This window comes from Streptomyces sp. MI02-7b, from assembly GCF_033793585.1.
GTDB lineage: Bacteria > Actinomycetota > Actinomycetes > Streptomycetales > Streptomycetaceae > Actinacidiphila.
The window spans coordinates 51,908-69,783 of record NZ_JARAWX010000012.1 but is presented as its reverse complement, the minus strand read 5'-3'; the positions used below and the strand labels follow the sequence as shown (position 1 = coordinate 69,783).

15 protein-coding genes are annotated in these 17,876 nt (G+C 74.0%); 10 read left to right on the top strand and 5 right to left on the bottom strand.

Translation table 11 applies throughout. The features are described 5' to 3' along the window. Positions 1-23 precede the first annotated feature (23 nt). On the bottom strand, positions 24-1,073 hold the full coding sequence (locus tag PV364_RS20940; protein ID WP_319661806.1) for an SGNH/GDSL hydrolase family protein: 1,050 nt from the start codon (positions 1,071-1,073) through the stop codon (positions 24-26). A gap of 105 nt (positions 1,074-1,178) precedes the next feature. Then, positions 1,179-2,012 carry a helix-turn-helix transcriptional regulator gene (locus PV364_RS20935; protein WP_319661654.1) on the bottom strand — a complete coding sequence of 278 codons (834 nt, stop codon included), beginning with the start codon at positions 2,010-2,012 and terminating at the stop codon, positions 1,179-1,181. Positions 2,013-2,213: 201 nt separating this feature from the next. Between PV364_RS20935 and PV364_RS20930 the strand changes: the two genes are divergently transcribed. Beyond that, positions 2,214-3,599, top strand: a complete 1,386-nt coding sequence (locus tag PV364_RS20930) for a cystathionine beta-synthase (RefSeq protein WP_319661805.1) — start codon at positions 2,214-2,216, stop codon at positions 3,597-3,599. A gap of 363 nt (positions 3,600-3,962) precedes the next feature. Beyond that, complete coding sequence (locus tag PV364_RS20925) at positions 3,963-4,781, top strand: inositol monophosphatase (protein ID WP_319661653.1); 819 nt, start codon at positions 3,963-3,965, stop codon at positions 4,779-4,781. A 9-nt stretch (positions 4,782-4,790) separates the two neighbouring features. On the opposite strand, the gene PV364_RS20920 is transcribed toward PV364_RS20925, so the two are convergent. Further along, entirely contained in the window at positions 4,791-5,237 is a 447-nt protein-coding gene (locus PV364_RS20920; protein WP_319661652.1) for a hypothetical protein, read from the bottom strand. Positions 5,238-5,348: 111 nt separating this feature from the next. Between PV364_RS20920 and PV364_RS20915 the strand changes: the two genes are divergently transcribed. From PV364_RS20915 to PV364_RS20905, 3 genes are all read left to right on the top strand, one after another. Continuing rightward, positions 5,349-6,680 carry an acyl-CoA synthetase gene (locus tag PV364_RS20915; RefSeq protein WP_415924583.1) on the top strand — a complete coding sequence of 444 codons (1,332 nt, stop codon included), beginning with the start codon at positions 5,349-5,351 and terminating at the stop codon, positions 6,678-6,680. Between the two features lie 99 nt (positions 6,681-6,779). Then, a complete protein-coding gene (locus PV364_RS20910; protein WP_319661650.1) occupies positions 6,780-7,634 on the top strand; it encodes a MurR/RpiR family transcriptional regulator in 855 nt (284 codons plus the stop codon). A gap of 79 nt (positions 7,635-7,713) precedes the next feature. Further along, positions 7,714-8,292: a hypothetical protein gene (locus PV364_RS20905; protein ID WP_319661649.1), complete on the top strand. Its 579-nt coding sequence runs from the start codon at positions 7,714-7,716 to the stop codon at positions 8,290-8,292. A 438-nt stretch (positions 8,293-8,730) separates the two neighbouring features. On the opposite strand, the gene PV364_RS20900 is transcribed toward PV364_RS20905, so the two are convergent. Beyond that, on the bottom strand, positions 8,731-10,002 hold the full coding sequence (locus PV364_RS20900; RefSeq protein WP_319661648.1) for a diaminopimelate decarboxylase: 1,272 nt from the start codon (positions 10,000-10,002) through the stop codon (positions 8,731-8,733). 114 nt (positions 10,003-10,116) lie between these two features. On the opposite strand from PV364_RS20900, the gene hutU reads away from it, so the two are divergent. From hutU to hutI, 4 genes are read left to right on the top strand one after another with little or no spacing between them, the layout of a single operon-like run. Further along, entirely contained in the window at positions 10,117-11,802 is a 1,686-nt protein-coding gene (hutU, locus tag PV364_RS20895; protein ID WP_319661647.1) for a urocanate hydratase, read from the top strand. Between the two features lie 17 nt (positions 11,803-11,819). Next, the gene (locus PV364_RS20890; protein ID WP_415924582.1) at positions 11,820-13,034 is read left to right on the top strand and encodes an allantoate amidohydrolase; all 1,215 of its coding nucleotides are present in this window, start codon (positions 11,820-11,822) and stop codon (positions 13,032-13,034) included. Beyond that, positions 13,025-14,407, top strand: coding sequence for a formimidoylglutamate deiminase (locus PV364_RS20885; protein WP_319661645.1), 1,383 nt, complete (start codon positions 13,025-13,027; stop codon positions 14,405-14,407). Before PV364_RS20890 ends, PV364_RS20885 begins: the two co-directional genes overlap by 10 nt. Beyond that, positions 14,404-15,579, top strand: coding sequence for an imidazolonepropionase (gene hutI, locus PV364_RS20880; RefSeq protein WP_319661644.1), 1,176 nt, complete (start codon positions 14,404-14,406; stop codon positions 15,577-15,579). The genes PV364_RS20885 and hutI overlap by 4 nt, the downstream gene beginning before the upstream one ends. 807 nt (positions 15,580-16,386) lie before the next feature. On the opposite strand, the gene PV364_RS20875 is transcribed toward hutI, so the two are convergent. Then, complete coding sequence (locus PV364_RS20875; RefSeq protein ID WP_319661643.1) at positions 16,387-17,271, bottom strand: RNA polymerase sigma factor SigF; 885 nt, start codon at positions 17,269-17,271, stop codon at positions 16,387-16,389. A gap of 207 nt (positions 17,272-17,478) precedes the next feature. Here PV364_RS20875 and PV364_RS20870 point away from each other — a divergent pair, with 207 nt between their 5' ends. Further along, entirely contained in the window at positions 17,479-17,847 is a 369-nt protein-coding gene (locus PV364_RS20870; RefSeq protein WP_319661642.1) for an STAS domain-containing protein, read from the top strand. The last annotated feature ends 29 nt before the right edge of the window (positions 17,848-17,876 follow it).

Sequence of the window (17,876 nt, the reverse complement as noted above, 5' to 3'; positions counted from 1 at the left end):
GGGGGCCCTTGCGGGGCCGGGCGTCAGTTCTGGGCGGCCTCGGCAGCCGCCGCGGCGGCTTCGGCCGCCTCGGCGGCGAGCGTGGGATCGGCGGCGTCGGGCAGACGGCGGCGACGGCGCCGCTTGAGGAGGGCCCAGCGGCCGCGGGGACCGGAGACACTGCCGGAAGCGGCGGCGACCTCGGTGCCGGCCTCGCCGGCCGCCTCCGCGGCGGCCTGGGCGACCGGCATGAAGCCCTCGCCGCGGCGCGCGTCAGGCCGCTCGTCATCCTCGGGCCACAGCCCGAGCGCGGAGCACAGGGTCGGCAGCATCGCCATGGCGGCGGTCGCGTACCCCTCCGCGGAGGGGTGGTAGTTGTCCGGGCCGAACATCTCGCGCGGCCGCGACTCGAACTCGGGCCCCAGGAGGTCGCCCAGCGACACGGTACGGCCGCCGAGCCCGACCACCGCGATGGTCTGCGCCGCGGCCAGCTGCCGGCTCAGCCGGCGGGCGATCCACCGCAGCGGCTGGTAGACCGGCTCGACCGAGCCGAGGTCGGGACACGTGCCCACGATCACCTCGACGCCCGCCTCGCGCAGCCGCCCCACCGCGTCGGACAGCATCCGCACCGACACCGCCAGCGGCATCCGCCGGGTCACGTCGTTCGCGCCGATCATCACCACGCACAGGTCGGGCGTGGGGCCCGCGTCCGGGGCCAGCAGAAGATCGACCTGGCGGGCCAGGTCGTCGGACTTCGCGCCGGGGTTGGCGACGTTGACCAGCCGCACCGGACGTTCGGCCACCGCGGCCAGGCCGGAGGCGAGCAGCGCCCCGACCGTCTGGCTCGCCCGGTGGACGCCCTGGCCCGCCGCCGTCGAGTCGCCCGTGAGCGCCAGCACGAGGGGGCGTTCGCTGCTGCTCAACGCGAAGGCGGCGCCGTAGTGGCCGCCCGCGCGCGGGGGGATGGCGTCCGAGCCGCCGACAACGCGGCGGGCGAGCGCGGCCTCGGTCAGCACCAGGCCGACCGCCGCTCCGCCCAGGAGCCCGATCCCGCCTCCTCCGTACGCGGCGGCCGTCGCGATCCGCCGCGCCACCCTTGCCCTGGACAAGGTCCACCTCCCGTGCCGCGCACGGGCCCCCGTCGGCCCGCATTGCTTACAACACCTTGTTGCCCCGTCCGATGCCCGGCGCAACCGTCGTCAGGTCAGGCGCTGCTGCGCCACGAACCAGGCCAGCTGGGTGCGGTTGGCGGTGCCCGTGGACTCCATGAGCGAGCGGATCCTGCGCTGCAGCGTGCGCAGGGATATGCCGAGTTGCGAGGCGATCGCCTTGTCGGGCAGCCCCGACATCAGCAGGGAGAGCAGCTGCTCGTCCAGCTCGGGGGAGCCGGGGAACTCCGGGTCGTCCTCCGCGTCGCCCACCGCGGGCATCCGCAGCGGCGTGCCGCGCAGCCAGCGGTCCTCGAACAGCTCCAGCAGGGCGTCCACCAGCACGGACGGATGCAGCAGCAGCAGCCCGGCGGAGGAGACCACCGACCGGTCGCGGCCGCCGGACAGCGGCAGCAGGGCCCGCTCCGCGTCGACGATCATCAGCTTCATGGGCACGGTCGGCGCGGCCCGCGCCAGCTCGCCCGGCTCGACGAAGCCGGGCATGTCGGCGGCACCCGGGTAGACCAGCGCGGTCGTCTCGTACAGCGAGCGGTACTCGACCCCGGAGGCCAGCCGCTCCTTCTGGACGATGTTGCCCTCGGAGGAGACGTAGGGCGGCCGCACGAAGGTCAGCACCTCCTTGCGCGCCTCGCGCTGGAGCTGCTCGACGATGTGCTGCTGCTCGGCCTCGCCGTGGACCACCTCGGCGATGCCGCCGGGCATCACCGGTTCGGCCGGTCGTGACGGACGGGCGGCGGCGAGTGCGGTGAGCCGCTCGCGTACGGCGGCGAGGCCGGACTCCACCGCGGCCAGACCGCTCAGCGCGGCGGCGTAGTCGGCGGTGTCCGTGCCGGCCCCGGTGCGCTTCGGGTGCCGTTCGGTCATGGCTCACCCCCCGGTTTCACAGGCCCGGTGTCGTAGGTGCGACGTGTCGTGATCGCGCCACGGTGCGACTCTACATCCGGACCTACCGGGGCGTACGTAACACCAATGTGAAGCGTGCGGCGGCCGCCTCCCCAGGGGGCGGCCCGGCGCGCGAAAACCGCTTACCCTGGCCTCACAATCTCGGAGAACCCGGAGACAATGGTGCAGTTCCACGACTCGATGATCAGCCTCGTCGGCAACACCCCGCTCGTGAGGCTCAACAGCGTGACCGCAGGGATCCAGGCCACCGTCCTGGCCAAGGTCGAGTACTTCAACCCGGGCGGCTCGGTGAAGGACCGGATCGCGCTGCGCATGATCGAGGCCGCGGAGAAGAGCGGCGAGCTCAAGCCGGGCGGCACGATCGTGGAGCCGACCTCAGGCAACACGGGCGTGGGACTGGCGATCGTGGCCCAGCAGAAGGGCTACAAGTGCGTCTTCGTCTGCCCCGACAAGGTGTCCACTGACAAGATCAACGTGCTGCGCGCCTACGGGGCCGAGGTTGTGGTCTGCCCCACCGCCGTGGACCCCGAGCACCCCGACTCGTACTACAACGTCTCCGACCGCCTGGTGCGCGAGATCCCGAACGCCTGGAAGCCGGACCAGTACAGCAACCCCAACAACCCGGCCTCGCACTACCACTCCACCGGTCCCGAGCTGTGGGAGCAGACCGAGGGGCGGATCACGCACTTCGTGGCGGGCGTCGGCACCGGCGGCACCATCTCCGGCACCGGCCGGTACCTGAAGGACGCCTCCGACGGCAGGGTCCAGGTCATCGGCGCCGACCCCGAGGGCTCCGTCTACAGCGGCGGCAGCGGCCGCCCCTACCTGATCGAGGGTGTCGGCGAGGACTTCTGGCCCACCGCGTACGACCGCACCGTCGCCGACGAGATCGTGGCCGTCTCCGACAAGGACGCCTTCCAGATGACCCGGCGCCTGGCCAAGGAGGAGGGCCTGCTGGTCGGCGGCTCCTGCGGCATGGCGGTCGTCGCGGCGCTGCGCGTGGCCGAGCGGCTCGGCCCGGACGACGTGGTCGTGGTGCTGCTGCCGGACTCCGGCCGCGGCTACCTGTCCAAGATCTTCAACGACGAGTGGATGGCCGACTACGGCTTCCTGGAGGAGGGCGGCGGCCAGGGCCGCGTCGCCGACGTCCTGGACCGCAAGGACGGCGGCCTGCCGCACCTGGTGCACATGCACCCCGAGGAGACCGTCGGCCAGGCCATCGAGGTGCTGCGCGAGTACGGCGTCTCCCAGATGCCGATCGTCAAGCCGGGCGCCGGCCACCCCGACGTCATGGCCGCCGAGGTCATCGGCTCCGTCGTGGAGCGCGAGCTGCTGGACGCGCTGTTCACCCAGCGCGCCACCCTCGACGACCCGCTGGAGCGGCACATGTGCGCGCCGCTGCCGCAGGTCGGCTCGGGCGAGCCGGTCGCCGACCTGATGGCCGTCCTCGGCACCGCCGACGCGGCCGTGGTGCTGGTCGAGGGCAAGCCCACGGGCGTCGTGAGCAGGCAGGACCTGCTGGCCTTCCTGGCCGAGACCGCCAAGTGACCGCACCCCGGGGGCGCTCCGCCGGGAGCGACCAGGGTTTCGCGGAAGTGGTACACCCGCGTCACGTCAGCGCAGCACGGTCTTAACACGGCTCCGGCAGATTGGTCGGTGTCAGCAGGACGGGCGGGAAGTCCCGGACCGGCCCGCCGACAGCTGGATGTGGCGCCAAGGACCTCCGGAGCGGCTCCCGGACTTCCCTGGTGACCCCAGGACGTGAGGCCAGGCCCTGACCGGGCCCGCGTCCCTCGCGGGGACCGCCGTCGTCCCGCCCCCCGGGCAACCGGGGGTGCGGCGGTCCCCGCGCAATGCGTCCAAGAGCGGCCCGCGTGCAAGCGCGGGCCGCTCTTCTGGTAAGCAGACCGCGTGATCAACGCACAGATGTTCGCCGCCGTCGAGGAGTCCGTACGCGCCGTCGCCGACGAGGAGGCGCTCTCCCGCTTCGGGAGGCTCGCCGCGGGCGACATCAGTGAGAAGAAGGGGCCGCAGGACCTGGTCACCATCGCCGACCGCCGGGTCGAGGAACGCCTCACCCGGACGCTCACCGCACTGCTCCCCGGCTCCGCGGTGATCGGCGAGGAGGCCGTGCACGCCGACCCCGGGCTCCTGGACGCCTGGCTGGGCGAGGACCCGGTCTGGATCATCGACCCGGTCGACGGCACCTCCAACTTCGTCCGCGGCGACGCCTCCTTCGTCACCCAGGTCGCGCTCGCCGCAGGCGGCGAGCTGCTGGCGTGCTGGGTGTACCGGCCGGTCGACGGTGTCCTGGCCACCGCGCGGCGCGGCGCGGGCGCGCGGGCCTGCGGGCGCCCGCTGCGGCTGCCGGCCGTCGGGAGCGGCCCGGACGAGGTGCTGCTGGTCGCCGGGGCCCGCCCGGCCAACCTCACCCCCCACCAGCACCGGGCCCTGTACGACCTCGGCGCCGGGCAGGGGATCAAGCCCTGCGCGAGCGGTTCTGCCGGCTGCGACTACCTCGACGTGGCCCTGGGCCGGCTCGACGCGGCCACGTACGCCTACGACAACCCCTGGGACCACTCCCCGGGCGTCCTCCTCGTCGCCGAGGCGGGCGGCACGGTCCTGTCCGCGGACGGGCTGCCCTTCCGCATGGCGGGCGGGCCGCAGCAGTTCGCGGCGGCCCGCGACGAGACGGCGGCGAAGCGCGTCGTGGCGCTGCTCGCGGACTGACGCCAGGGGTCAGTCCTCCCAGGCGTCCGCGTTCCTGCGGCGGGCGCGCCGCTCCTGCTCGCGCTCGGTGAACAGCCACCCCATGGACTGGGCGACGTTGACGCCCACGATCCCGGCCCAGGCGATGAGCAGACCCGGCAGGTGCTCGCTGGCGCCGATGGCCGAGAGCGGGATGGCCATGATGAGGGAGAAGCCGGCGAAGCCGTAGCGGGCGCCGAAACGGCCGCGGCCCTCGTCGCTCCCGCGCGGACCGACCTGGCGGCCGGCGCGGGCGAACGCCGTCTGGTGCTCCGCCAGTTCACGGCGCACACGCCGCTCGACCTGGGCGTCGATGCGCTGGTCGATCTTCTCCAGGAAGGAGTCGACGAGTGCCGACTCGTACTCCTCACCGAGGTCCTTGCGCGCCTGAAGGGTGGCGGCGAATTCCTTCTTCAGCTCTGGGTCGCGGGCGTCCATGACGCCACCGTACGGAGGACGGCGTGCCGTGGCACTGGGGGAAACCCCCGAACCTTCTCAGGGGTGCTCCCCCCTCCCCAGTAGGGTCGTGCCGTGACCGCATCCCGGCCCCTGCTGACCGCGCTGTACGACGACCACGGCGACCGCCCCGACGCGCTCGTCGTCGCGGGGGCGGCCACCTCCCGCGAACGGCTGCTGGCCGCGGCCGGGGCCGTGGCGCGGCGGATCGCCGGGGCGCCGGCGGTGGCCGTGCACGCCACCGCCACCCTGGAGACCGTCGTCGCGGTCGTCGGCGGGCTGCTCGCGGGTGTGCCGGTGGTGCCGGTGCCGCCCGACGCCGGCCCGGCCGAACGCGGTCACATCCTCACGGACTCCGGGGCGGTCGAGGCGCCCCCGGTCGACCTCGCCGAGGCCCGCGCCTTCGACGGCCCCGAACCGGGCCCGGACACCACCGCCCTCGTGCTCTACACCTCCGGCACGACCGGCGCCCCCAAGGGCGTCCTCGTCCCGCGCCGCGCGATCGCCGCCGACCTCGACGCGCTCGCCGGGGCGTGGGAGTGGACCGCGCTGGACACCCTCGTCCACGGCCTGCCGCTGTTCCACGTGCACGGACTCGTGCTCGGCGTGCTCGGAGCCCTGCGCACCGGCAGCCGCCTCGTCCACACCGGGCGCCCTACCCCGCGGGCGTACGCGGAGGCGGGCGGCAGCCTGTACTTCGGCGTGCCCACCGTCTGGGGCCGCGTGGCCGCCGACCCGGAGGCCGCGAAGGCGCTCGCCGGCGCCCGGCTGCTGGTGTCCGGCAGCGCGCCGCTGCCCGCGCCGGTCTTCCGGGACCTGGAGGCGCTGACCGGGCAGCGGCCCGTCGAGCGCTACGGCATGACGGAGACCCTGATCACGGTGAGCACCCGCGCCTCCGGCGAGCGGCGCCCCGGTTCCGTCGGCCTGCCGCTGCCGGGGGTCCGCACCCGGATCGCGGCCGAGCCCGGCGAGGAGATCGGGGAACTTCAGCTGACCGGCCCGACGCTCTTCGACGGATACCTCGGACGGCCCGAGGTCACCGCCGCGTCGTACACCGAGGACGGCTGGTTCCGCACCGGTGACATCGCGGCGGTCGACCCGGACGGCATGCACCGGATCGTCGGCCGGGCCTCCACCGACCTGATCAAGTCCGGCGGCTACCGGATCGGCGCCGGCGAGGTCGAGAACGCGCTGCTGGACCACCCCGCCGTGAGGGAGGCCGCGGTGGTCGGCGTCCCGCACGCGGATCTCGGCCAGGAGATCGTGGCGTACGTCGTCGCCGACGGGACGACCGAGCGGGAACTGATCGACTTCGTCGCCGGGCACCTGTCGGTGCACAAGCGCCCCCGCAAGGTGCGCTTCCTGGCCGAACTGCCGCGCAACGCCATGGGCAAGCCGCAGAAGAAGCTGCTGCCGCCCGCGTAGGTCCGCGGGCGGGCAGGCATGGCAGGCTTGCCGGAAGAGCGGGAACCGCGGAGCAGCGGGAACAGCGGGAACAGCGGGAACCGGACGGGGAGAGGCCAGATGTCGACGGACAACGACACCGCGTCGGCGCGTCTGATGAAGCTGTTCGAGGCCCACCGCCTCACGCCCACCCAGCGCCGGATCGCCCACTGCCTGGTGCGGCGCGCCGCCGACGCGCCCTTCCTGTCCAGCGTCGAGGTCGCCGAGCTGGCCGGGGTCAGCCAGCCCTCCGTGACCCGCTTCGCCGTCGCCCTCGGCTTCGACGGCTACCCCGCCCTCCGCCGCCACCTGCGGGAGGTCGTGCCCGTCGCGGTGCCCGAGGGGCGGCCGGCCGGCGACACGTACAACGAGTACCAGGAGGCCGTCCAGGCCGAGATCGAGAACCTGCGGCACCTCGCGGCGCTCCTCGCCGACCCGGCTCCCGTCGCCCGTGCCGGGGCGCTGCTGGCCGGGTCCCGCCCGCTGCTCGTGCTCGGCCTGCGCGCGGCCGCCGCCCAGGCGCGGGGCTTCGGCTACTTCGCGGGCAAGGTCCATCCCGACGTGCGCCTGCTCGACGAGGGCGGCAGCATGCTCGCCGACCGCGTCGACGCGGCGGTGCTGGCCGGCGCGAGCGCACTGCTGTGCTTCGCGCTGCCGCGGCACCCGCGCGAGGTGGTCGAGGCGCTCGCGTACGCCCGCGGGGCGGGTCTGACCGTCGTGACCGTGGCCGACAGCGCCTTCGCGCCGGTCGCGGCGCACTCCGACATCCTGCTTCCCGCGGCGGTGGGCACGGGCCTCGCCTTCGACACCGCGTGCGCCCCCATGCTGCTGGGGCGGGTGCTGCTGGAGGCCATGTGCGACGGGCTGCCGGACGCCCAGGCACGGCTGGAGGAGTTCGACGCGAAGGCGGCGGCCGCGGGTCTTTTCGTGGAGTGAGTTCTCCTCACGGAATTCTGATGTTCGCCGAGTAATCTCCCTCCTCGACATCCGGCGGAGCGCGGAGGAGGGGCAGGACGTGGTACGCGGAACGTATGTGCTGGCGAGGGTCGCGGTTCTGGTGCGGGCGGCGGCGCGCTGGCTGTGGTGGCTCGGCGTCGTCGCGGCGGGGATCGGGGTCTTCCTCCCCGGCCTGACCGGGCGGCGCATCGGTGTCCTCGGCGGCGCCGCCCTGTTCGTGGTGGCCGCCTTCGCCGCCTTCCTCGTCCGGCGGCGGCGGTACGTGGCGCTGGCCGGGCAGGCGGGGCGTGCCCCCCGGTCCGTGTACCTCCAGGACCGCCGGGTCACGGCCCGCGGCTGGGCGCGCTCGCGCCGCTGGTGGCTGCTGGGCGCCTTCGCCGTCGCCCTGGCCTCCAGCGTCGCCGTCCCGGCGGCCGCCGGGATGCTGCTCGCGGGCCTCGGTGCGGGCCTGTGGGCCAAGGCGGTCGGCATAGGCCGCTGGGAGCGTGCGCACGACGAACTGCTCTGGGTCCGCCCCGAGCACGCCGGCCGCGGCCCGGCCGCACCGTCCGTCCCCTCGTACGAGGCCACCGGCCCCGTCGCCGGCGACGCCGGCCCCGGCGGCACCCGCCGCCGCCTCCCCGCCGCCGCCCGCTGACGCGGCTGCGCCGCGGGCGGACGCGGTACGGGCGCGGCCCGGGCCTCCCCGTCGGGCGACGTGCGCGGGTTCGGCTCGCGGCGGCGGTGCTGTGCGGCCGTCCTGCCGCCGGAGGGGTGGGTGTTCCGGCGATGTGCGCCAGTGCGGTGTCGCGTTGCGGGACCGGGACGGGTCGAGGGCTCCGTCTGATGACGTGCCCGGTCCGGCCTGCCCGGCTGCGCGGCGCGTTGGCCCGTTCCGCTTGCGACAGCCAGGCAGCCACACAGCCGGGCAGCCACACAGCCGGGCAGGCACCGGCCGGGCCGTCCCGGCCCCGATGGGCGTGCGGAACTGCCGTGGGCCCGGTCTCCGTGCCCGTGGTTCAGGTGCGGTACGGGTGCCGGGGCCTGCGCGGCCCTGGATGCGGGGCATCCGTCGCCCGGGGAAGCCTCGCGCCGCTCAGCCGCCGGACTCGGTGACGAGTTCCGCGAGGGTCTGGGCGCGGCGCAGCGTGCGGAAGCGCGGGGGGTCGCCGGTGTGGCCGTGGACGGCGGGGCGCAGCAGGGAGTTGTAGGCGAAGTGGGTGGAGAAGTAGTACGCGCCCGTGTCGAGGAGGGCGACGTGGTCGCCCTCCTCCAGCAGGGGGAGGGCGCGGGCGGAGGCGACGAGGTCGCCCGCGAAGCAGCAGGGGCCGGCGATGTCCTGGAGGACGGGGTCGCCCTGCTTCGGGCGGCCCTTGCCGTCGAGCGCCAGCACACGCAGCGGCCACGCCCCGGGGGCGAAGACGGTGCGGGTGGCGACCTGCACGCCGGCGTGGGTGACCGCGATGGCCCGGCCGCCCGCCGACTTGGCGTACTCCACGCGCGCGAGGACCGTGCCGTGCCGGGCCAGCAGCGCGCGGCCGAACTCGGTGACCAGCCCGTAGCGCCCGTCGAAGAGCCCGGGGGCGGTGGCCCGCAGCACCGATGCGTACTCGGCGAAGGTGGGCCGCGCGTCGTCGGAGGTGAAGTCCACCGGCAGGCCGCCGCCGATGTCGATGACGCGGACCTGCTGCCGGCCGGCCTCGTGGTTGATCCGCTCGGCGAGTTCGTACGCGGCGCGGACGCCGGCCGCCATGAGGTCCAGGGGGACGCCCTGCGAGCCGGTGTGCGTGTGGAGGCGGGTGAGCCAGGGGCGGTCGAGGAAGGCCCGGACGACCCGGTCGGCGGCGCCCTCGTCGCGCAGGGCGACGCCGAATTTCGAGGTGGCGGTCGCGGTGCTCATCGCGCCGATGGTGCCGCCGCCGACCTGGGGGTTGACGCGGAGCCCGAGGGGCGCGGTGGTCCCCGGCCGCACGAGCCGGTCCAGCCGGGCGAGTTCCTGGAAGTTGTCGGCGTTGACGGCGACACCGAGGGCGAGGGCCTCGGCGAGCTCGGCGGGCGTCTTGGCGGGGGAGTCCAGCACGACGCGGTCCGGTGGCACGCCCGCCGCCCGCGCCAGCGCGAGTTCCCCGGGACTGGCGACCTCGGCCCCGATGCCCTCCTCCGCGAGCAGGCGCAGCACTGGTACGAGCGAGGCGGCCTTGACGGCGAAGGTGTGCGTGACCTCGACACCGGGCGTCGCGAAGCCGTCCCGCAGGGCGGCCGCGGAGGCGCGGATCCCGTCGAGGTCCAGCAGGCCGGCCACCGGCCGTTCCGGTCCGACCAGCCCCTGCTCGACGGCGGCGCGCAGGGCGTTCGCCCGTTGGCTCATGCCTCCATGGTGACGCGGGCGGACAATTCCCTCAGGGGAACAGACCCGGTTGACTGGGGCTATTCACCAGGCAAGGATGTGAATGATTCAATCCAGTCGCGAGGAGGCAGGGGCATGACCGCAACCGGCAGCGGACCGAGGACCGTGCGCGCACCGCGCGGAAGCGCGCTCACCGCACAGGGCTGGCAGCAGGAAGCCGCGCTGCGCATGCTGCAGAACAACCTCGACCCGGAGGTCGCCGAGCACCCCGAGAAGCTCGTCGTGTACGGCGGCACCGGCAAGGCCGCCCGCGACTGGCGGTCCTTCGACGCGATGGTCCGCACCCTGCAGGGGCTGAAGCAGGACGAGACGATGCTCGTCCAGTCCGGTCGCCCGGTCGGCGTGATGCAGACCCACGAGTGGGCGCCGCGCGTGCTCATCGCCAACTCCAACCTCGTGGGCGACTGGGCCACCTGGGAGGAGTTCCGTCGCCTGGAGGCGCTGGGCCTGACCATGTACGGCCAGATGACGGCCGGTTCGTGGATCTACATCGGCACCCAGGGCATCCTGCAGGGCACGTACGAGACCTTCGCCGCCGTCGCGGAGAAGAAGTTCGGCGGCAGCCTCGCGGGCACCATCACGCTCACCGCCGGCCTCGGCGGCATGGGCGGCGCCCAGCCGCTCGCCGTCACCATGAACGGCGGCGTCGTCATCTGCATCGACGTCGACCCGCGCGCCATCGAGCGCCGCATCGAGCACCGCTACCTGGACGTGCGCGCCGACTCCCTGGACCACGCCCTCGCGCTGGCGACCGAGGCGCGCGACCGGCGCAAGGCGCTCAGCATCGGCGTGCTCGGCAACGCCGCCGAGCTCGTGCCGCAGTTGCTGGCCATGGACGCCCCGATCGACATCGTCACCGACCAGACCTCCGCGCACGACCCGCTGGCCTACCTGCCGATCGGTGTCGACTTCGAGGACATGGCCTCCTACGCCGCCGAGAAGCCCGCCGAGTTCACCCAGCGGGCCCGCGAGGCGATGGCCAAGCACGTCGAGGCGATGGTCGGCTTCCAGGACGCCGGCGCCGAGGTCTTCGACTACGGCAACTCCATCCGCGGCGAGGCGCAACTCGCCGGGTACGAGCGCGCGTTCGCCTTCCCCGGTTTCGTCCCCGCCTACATCCGCCCGCTGTTCTGCGAGGGCAAGGGCCCCTTCCGCTGGGCCGCGCTGTCCGGTGACCCGGCCGACATCGCCAAGACCGACAAGGCGATCCTGGAACTCTTCCCGGAGAACGAGTCCCTGGCCCGCTGGATCAAGATGGCCGGCGAGCGCGTCCACTTCCAGGGCCTGCCCGCCCGGATCTGCTGGCTCGGCTACGGCGAGCGCGACAAGGCCGGCGAGCGCTTCAACGAGATGGTCGCCGACGGCACCCTGGCCGCCCCGGTGGTCATCGGCCGCGACCACCTCGACGCGGGCTCCGTCGCCTCCCCGTACCGCGAGACCGAGGCCATGCTCGACGGCTCCGACGCGATCGCCGACTGGCCGCTGCTCAACGCCATGGTCAACGTGGCCTCCGGCGCGTCCTGGGTCTCCATCCACCACGGCGGCGGCGTCGGCATCGGCCGCTCCATCCACGCCGGCCAGGTCACCGTCGCCGACGGCACCAAGCTGGCGGGCGAGAAGATCCGCCGCGTGCTCACCAACGACCCGGGCATGGGCGTCATCCGGCACGTGGACGCGGGCTACGACCGTGCGGAGGAGGTCGCGGCCGAGCGCGGCGTGCGCGTCCCGATGCGCGAGGGCGCGGAAGGCGGGGAGGCGTGATCGCCTCGTTCCACGAGATGTGGACGGAGTTGCGGCCGATCGGCCGCGACTCCGGCTCCGGCGGCTACCGCCGCTACGCCTGGACCGGCGCGGACACCGACTGCCGCGCCTGGTTCCAGGCGCAGGCGGAGAGCCGCGGCCTGGCGTACGAGGTGGACCGCAACGGCAACCAGTGGGCCTGGCTCGGCGACCCCGCCGCGGGGGACGCCGTCGTCACCGGTTCGCACCTGGACTCGGTCCCGGACGGCGGCGCCTTCGACGGACCGCTCGGCGTGGTGTCGTCCTTGGCGGCCCTGGACGAACTGCGCGCCCGGGGCGCCCGCCCGGCGAAGCCGCTGGCGATCGTCAACTTCGGCGACGAGGAGGGCGCCCGCTTCGGGCTGGCGTGCGTCGGCTCCCGGCTCACCGCCGGGCAGCTCACCGCGCAGAAGGCGCGGGCACTGCGCGACGGCGACGGCGTCACCCTCGCGCAGGCCATGGAACGCGCCGGGTACGACCCGGAGGCGATCGGCCCCGACCCCGAACGCCTCGCCCGGATCGGCGCGTTCGTCGAACTCCACGTCGAGCAGGGCCGGGCGCTCGCCGACACGCCGCACGCGGTGGGCGTCGCCTCGGCGATCTGGCCGCACGGCCGCTGGCGGTTCGACTTCCACGGCGAGGCCAACCACGCGGGCACCACCCGCCTGGACGACCGCCACGATCCGATGCTGACGTACGCCGGCACCGTGCTCGCGGCCCGCGAGAGGGCCCGGCTCGCCGGGGCGCTGGCCACTTTCGGCAAGGTCGGTGTCGAGCCGAACGGTGTCAACGCCATCGCCTCCCTGGTCCGCGGATGGCTGGACTCCCGCGCGCCCGACGAGGCGACCCTCGCCGGACTCGTCGCGGAGATCGAGCACGCCGCGGTGGAGCAGGGTGAGCGCGACGGCGTCGCGGTCAGCGTGACCCGCGAGTCGTTCACCCCGGTCGTGGAGTTCGCCCACGACCTGCGCGACGGGCTCGCCAAGCTGCTCGGCGGGAGTACCACCGCCGACGGCGGGGGGACGGTGCCCGTGCTGCCGACCGGCGCGGGACACGACGCCGGCATCCTCTCCGAGGCGGTCCCGACCGCCATGCTGTTCGTACGGAACCCCACCGGGGTCTCGCACTCCCCGGCGGAGACCGCGACCGAGGACGACTGCCTGGCCGGGGTGACCGCACTCGCCGACGTACTGGAGGGCCTGGCGTGTCACTGACCCCGCAGAGCTATTGGGCCGAGTACGCCTGGACCGGCGGCCGGGTGACCCCGGGCGTGGTCGTGGAGACCACCGCCGAGGGCCGGATCGGCGCGGTGCGCACCGACGTCCCGGCTCCACCGGTGGGCGCGATCACGCTGCCCGGGCTGACCCTGCCGGGCCTGGCCAACGCCCACAGCCACGCCTTCCACCGGGCGCTGCGCGGCACCGTGCAGGCGGGCGCGGGCACGTTCTGGACCTGGCGGGAGGTGATGTACGCGGTCGCCGGGCGGCTCACGCCGGAGAACTACTTCGCCCTCGCCAAGGCGGTGTACGCGGAGATGGCACTGGCCGGCATCACCTGCGTCGGCGAGTTCCACTACGTCCACCACCGGCCCGGGGGCGCGCCCTACGCCGACCCCAACGCGATGGGGGAGGCGCTGATCGCCGCCGCCCACGAGGCCGGCATCCGCATCACGCTCCTGGACACCGTCTACCTGTCCTCGGGCTTCGGCGCCGCCCCCGAGCCGCACCAACTGCGCTTCAGCGACGGCGACGCGGAAGCCTGGGCCGAGCGCGCGTCCGCCCTGAGCGACGGCCCGCACGTCCGGATCGGTGCCGCCGTGCACTCGGTGCGGGCGGTCCCCGCGGGGGAGTTGGGCACCGTCGCGCGCTGGGCGCGGGAGCGGGAGGCCCCACTGCACGTGCACCTGTCGGAGCAGCCCGCGGAGAACGAGGCGTGCCAGGCCGCGCACGGTGTCACCCCCACCCGGCTGCTCGCCGACCACGGCGTGCTCGGCCCGCGCACCTCGGCCGTGCACGCCACGCATCTCACCGCCGAGGACATCGCGCTGCTCGGCGGCTCCGGCACGACGATCTGCATGTGCCCCACCACCGAACGCGATCTCGCCGACGGCATCGGCCCCGCCCGGGCGCTGCAGGAGGCGGGCAGCCCGCTCAGCCTCGGCAGCGACAGCCACGCGGTGATCGACCTGTTCGAGGAGGCGCGCGCGATGGAGCTCGACGAGCGCCTGCGCACCCGCACCCGCGGCCACTGGACGGCCGCCGCGCTCCTGGGCGCGGCCACCGCCGACGGTCACGCCTGCCTCGGCTGGCCGGACGGCGGCCGGCTGGAGCCGGGCGCGCTCGCGGACTTCACCACCGTCGCCCTGGACTCCGCCCGCACCGCGGGCCCGCCGCCCGGGCTCGGCGCGGAGACGGCGGTCTTCGCCGCCACCAACGCCGACGTCCGGCACACCGTGGTCGGCGGCCGCCACATCGTCCGCGACGGTTCGCACCAGTTCGTGCGCGACGTGGGCGGCGCGCTCCGCGCCGCGATCGCGGACCTCTCCGCCGGCACCGCCGAACTCGCCGATGAAGGAAACCCGTCATGAGCAGCAGCGTCATCACCGGCATCGGAAGCCTGGTCACCAACGACCCGGCGCTCGGCGAGGGGCCGCTCGGGCTGCTGGAGGACGCCGCCGTCGTCATCGACGGGGAGCACGTCGCCTGGGTCGGCCCCAGCGCGCAGGCGCCCGCCGCCGACGAGGCGTACGACGCGGCCGGACGGGCCGTGCTCCCCGGCTTCGTCGACTCCCACTCGCACCTGGTCTTCGCCGGCGACCGCACCCGCGAGTTCAACGCCCGCATGTCCGGCCAGGCGTACACCGCGGGCGGTATCCGCACCACCGTCGCCGCCACCCGCGCCGCGAGCGACGAGGAACTGCACGCCAACGTCGCCCGCTACGTCGCCGAGGCGCTGCGCCAGGGCACCACGACCATCGAGACCAAGTCCGGCTACGGCCTCACCCCGCACGACGAGGCCCGCGCGCTGCGCATCGCCGGCGACCACGCCGACGAGGTCACGTACCTGGGCGCGCACATCGTCGCCCCCGAGTACGCCGACGACCCGGCCGGGTACGTCGACCTCGTCACCGGCCCGATGCTCGACGCCTGTGCCCCGTACGCGCGTTGGGTCGACGTCTTCTGCGAGCGCGGCGCGTTCGACGGCGACCAGGCCCGCGCGATCCTGACCGCGGGCGCCGCCCGCGGCCTGGTCCCGCGCGTCCACGCCAACCAGCTCGGTCACGGCCCCGGTGTGCGGCTCGCCGTGGAACTGGACGCGGCCTCGGCCGACCACTGCACGCACCTCACCGACGCCGACGTCGACGCCCTCGCGAGCGGCCGCACGGTGGCCACCCTGCTGCCCGGCGCCGAGTTCTCCACCCGCGCGGTCTACCCCGATGCCCGCCGGCTGCTCGACGCGGGGGTCACGGTCGCGCTGTCCACGGACTGCAACCCCGGCTCCTCCTTCACCAGCTCGATGCCGTTCTGCGTGGCCGTGGCCGTGCGTGACATGGGGATGACCCCGGACGAGGCGGTGCGGGCGGCCACGTGGGGCGGGGCGCGGGCCCTGCGGCGCGAGGACGTCGGGCACCTGGCGCCGGGGGCGCGGGCGGATCTGGTGCTGCTGGATGCGCCTTCGCATGTTCATCTTGCGTACCGGCCGGGGGTGCCGCTGGTTTCCGCCGTGTGGCGGCGGGGGGTGCGGGTGTCGGCCGCGTGACGCTGCGCTGGCGGTCCGGGTAGGTTTTTTCCCCGCCCTCCCGCCCTCCCCCAACCTTCGGCCGGGGGTGCCCCCGGCCCTGTGAAGTCAGTGACCCCGGCGCGCGTTTCGTGGGGGCCGGGTGCGGGGCCTCCGGGGCTGGGCATTCTGGACAGCACATTTCGGTGCCTCGGGCGCTCTCAACTGATCACCCCGGGTTGTGCACCCAAATATGCTCCACAGTCCAGAACGCCCACCCTCCCCCAGCCTCCGGCCGGGGGTGCCCCCAACTCCCCCGCCCCCTCCGTTTCGTCATGCGCCTGATCCCCGGTGGGGGGAGTAGAGGCGGCACCGTGCTCGGGCCACCGTTGGCGCGGCGCCGTCCGAGGGCGCAGCCGTCACCGCCCACACACCGGGGGGATTCAGGCAACCGGGGTCACCCGGACCGCCCCCATACCCCCACCGGGGATCAGGCGCGATACGAGACGGAGGGGGCGGGGGAGTTGGGGGCACCCCCGGCCGGAGGCTGGGGGAGGGTGGATGTTCTGGACGCTGCGGGATATTTGTGCGCACCATCCGGGCAGGGACGGGATGAGCAAGTGCTGGAAACGCGCGTAAATATCCCAGTCCAGGACGTGCAGCCCCGGAGGCCCCGCACCCGGCCCACTCCACACGCGCGCCGGGGCGCGTGACTTCACGGGGCACCCGGGCGGGCGGGCGGGGGAAAAACCTGCTCGCACAGCAACCCCCCGCAACAGGGACGGCCCCCGCACCTGGTGCGAGGCGCGGGGGCCGTCCCCGGAGGGGAAGAGCGCGCGGCGCGAAAGGTCACTCCTCCACGAGCAGCCCGCGCCGGAGGCGCCCGAGCGTACGGGTCAGCAGCCGGGAGACGTGCATCTGCGAGATGCCCAGCTCCTGGCCGATCTCCGACTGCGTCATGTTGCCCACGAAGCGCAGCGAGAGGATCTGCCGGTCGCGGGCGGGCAGCTCGGCGATCAGCGGCTTGAGGGACTCCACGTACTCGATCCCCTCCAGACCGTGGTCCTCGTAGCCGATCCGGTCGGCGAGCGCGCCCTCGGAGTCGTCCTCCTCGGGCTGGGCGTCCAGCGAGCTCGCGGTGTACGCGTTGCTGGCGCTCATGCCCTCGACGACCTCGGTCTCGCTGATCTGCAGCCGCTCGGCGAGTTCCGCGACGGTCGGCGCCCGGTCCAGCTTCTGGGCCAGCTCGTCACCGGCCTTGGCCAGGTCCAGGCGCAGCTCCTGCAGCCGGCGCGGGACGCGCACGGACCAGGAGGTGTCACGGAAGAAACGTTTGATCTCGCCGATGATCGTCGGCATCGCGAAGGTCGGGAACTCGACGCCGCGGCTCATCTCGAAGCGGTCGATGGCCTTGATCAGCCCGATCGTGCCGACCTGGACGATGTCCTCGACCGGCTCGCTGCGGGAGCGGAACCGGGACGCCGCGAACTTCACCAGGGCGAGGTTGAGCTCGACCAGGGTGTTGCGCACGTAGCTGTACTCGTGCGTGCCCTCCTCCAGCGTCTCCAGTCGCTGGAAGAGCGTCTTGGACAGGGCCCGAGCGTCCACCGGACCGACCTCGTCGTAGGGCGGGATCTCCGGCAGGTCCTCCAGGCCCTCCGGGGTCCCGTACTCCTTGTGAACGGTGGTCTCCGTTGTCGCCGACGCGTCGCGCGCGTCGAGCCGGGATGCCATGCTCTCCTCCCTCGGTGCGGTGACGGGGGCATGCGGAACCAGGAATTCAGCCCACACTCCACGCCTACCCCGTTCGGCGCGGTTATTGCAAACTGGATCGATCGGTTCTGTGCGGGGGCCGCTGTCTCCCGTCGTGACTACCACCGAGGTCAGGAAAGCGCGTAGGGTGCGAGATGCGCTGGGCCTATTCATCCGGGAGGAGTGCGCATGGACCGCGAGATGGTCGGTACGACCGGCCGTGACCGGCTGCGTGTCGCTGTGAGCCGGTCGGGCACGAGTGCGGTCGTCGCGCCTGCTGGTGAGCTCGATCACCACACGGCCGACCTGCTGCGCGAGCCGCTGGACCAGCTCGTCGATGACGGCTACAGCAGGCTCGTCGTGGACTGCACCGGCCTGGAGTTCTGCGACTCCACGGGATTGAACGTCCTGCTCGGCGCACGTCTGAAGGCCGAGGCGGCCGGGGGCTCCGTGCACCTGGCGGGGATGCGGCCGGCTGTTGCCAAGGTTTTCTCGATCACCGGCGCCGAGGCCGTCTTCACCGTGCATGCCACGTTGGACGACGCGCTCAAGGAGTGATCGTCGGGCCGGTCCCCCGCGGGGCCGTG

What these genes read in the sequence shown, in the direction of transcription:
- hutU (WP_319661647.1), top strand. Translation starts at nt 10,117, where the DNA reads ATGACCGCAACCGGCAGCGGACCGAGGACCGTGCGCGCACCGCGCGGA.
- PV364_RS20870 (WP_319661642.1), top strand. Translation starts at nt 17,479, where the DNA reads ATGGACCGCGAGATGGTCGGTACGACCGGCCGTGACCGGCTGCGTGTC.
- PV364_RS20935 (WP_319661654.1), bottom strand. Translation starts at nt 2,012, where the DNA reads ATGACCGAACGGCACCCGAAGCGCACCGGGGCCGGCACGGACACCGCC.
- PV364_RS20920 (WP_319661652.1), bottom strand. Translation starts at nt 5,237, where the DNA reads ATGGACGCCCGCGACCCAGAGCTGAAGAAGGAATTCGCCGCCACCCTT.
- PV364_RS20875 (WP_319661643.1), bottom strand. Translation starts at nt 17,271, where the DNA reads ATGGCATCCCGGCTCGACGCGCGCGACGCGTCGGCGACAACGGAGACC.
- PV364_RS20900 (WP_319661648.1), bottom strand. Translation starts at nt 10,002, where the DNA reads ATGAGCCAACGGGCGAACGCCCTGCGCGCCGCCGTCGAGCAGGGGCTG.
- PV364_RS20890 (WP_415924582.1), top strand. Translation starts at nt 11,820, where the DNA reads ATGTGGACGGAGTTGCGGCCGATCGGCCGCGACTCCGGCTCCGGCGGC.
- hutI (WP_319661644.1), top strand. Translation starts at nt 14,404, where the DNA reads ATGAGCAGCAGCGTCATCACCGGCATCGGAAGCCTGGTCACCAACGAC.
- PV364_RS20910 (WP_319661650.1), top strand. Translation starts at nt 6,780, where the DNA reads ATGTCGACGGACAACGACACCGCGTCGGCGCGTCTGATGAAGCTGTTC.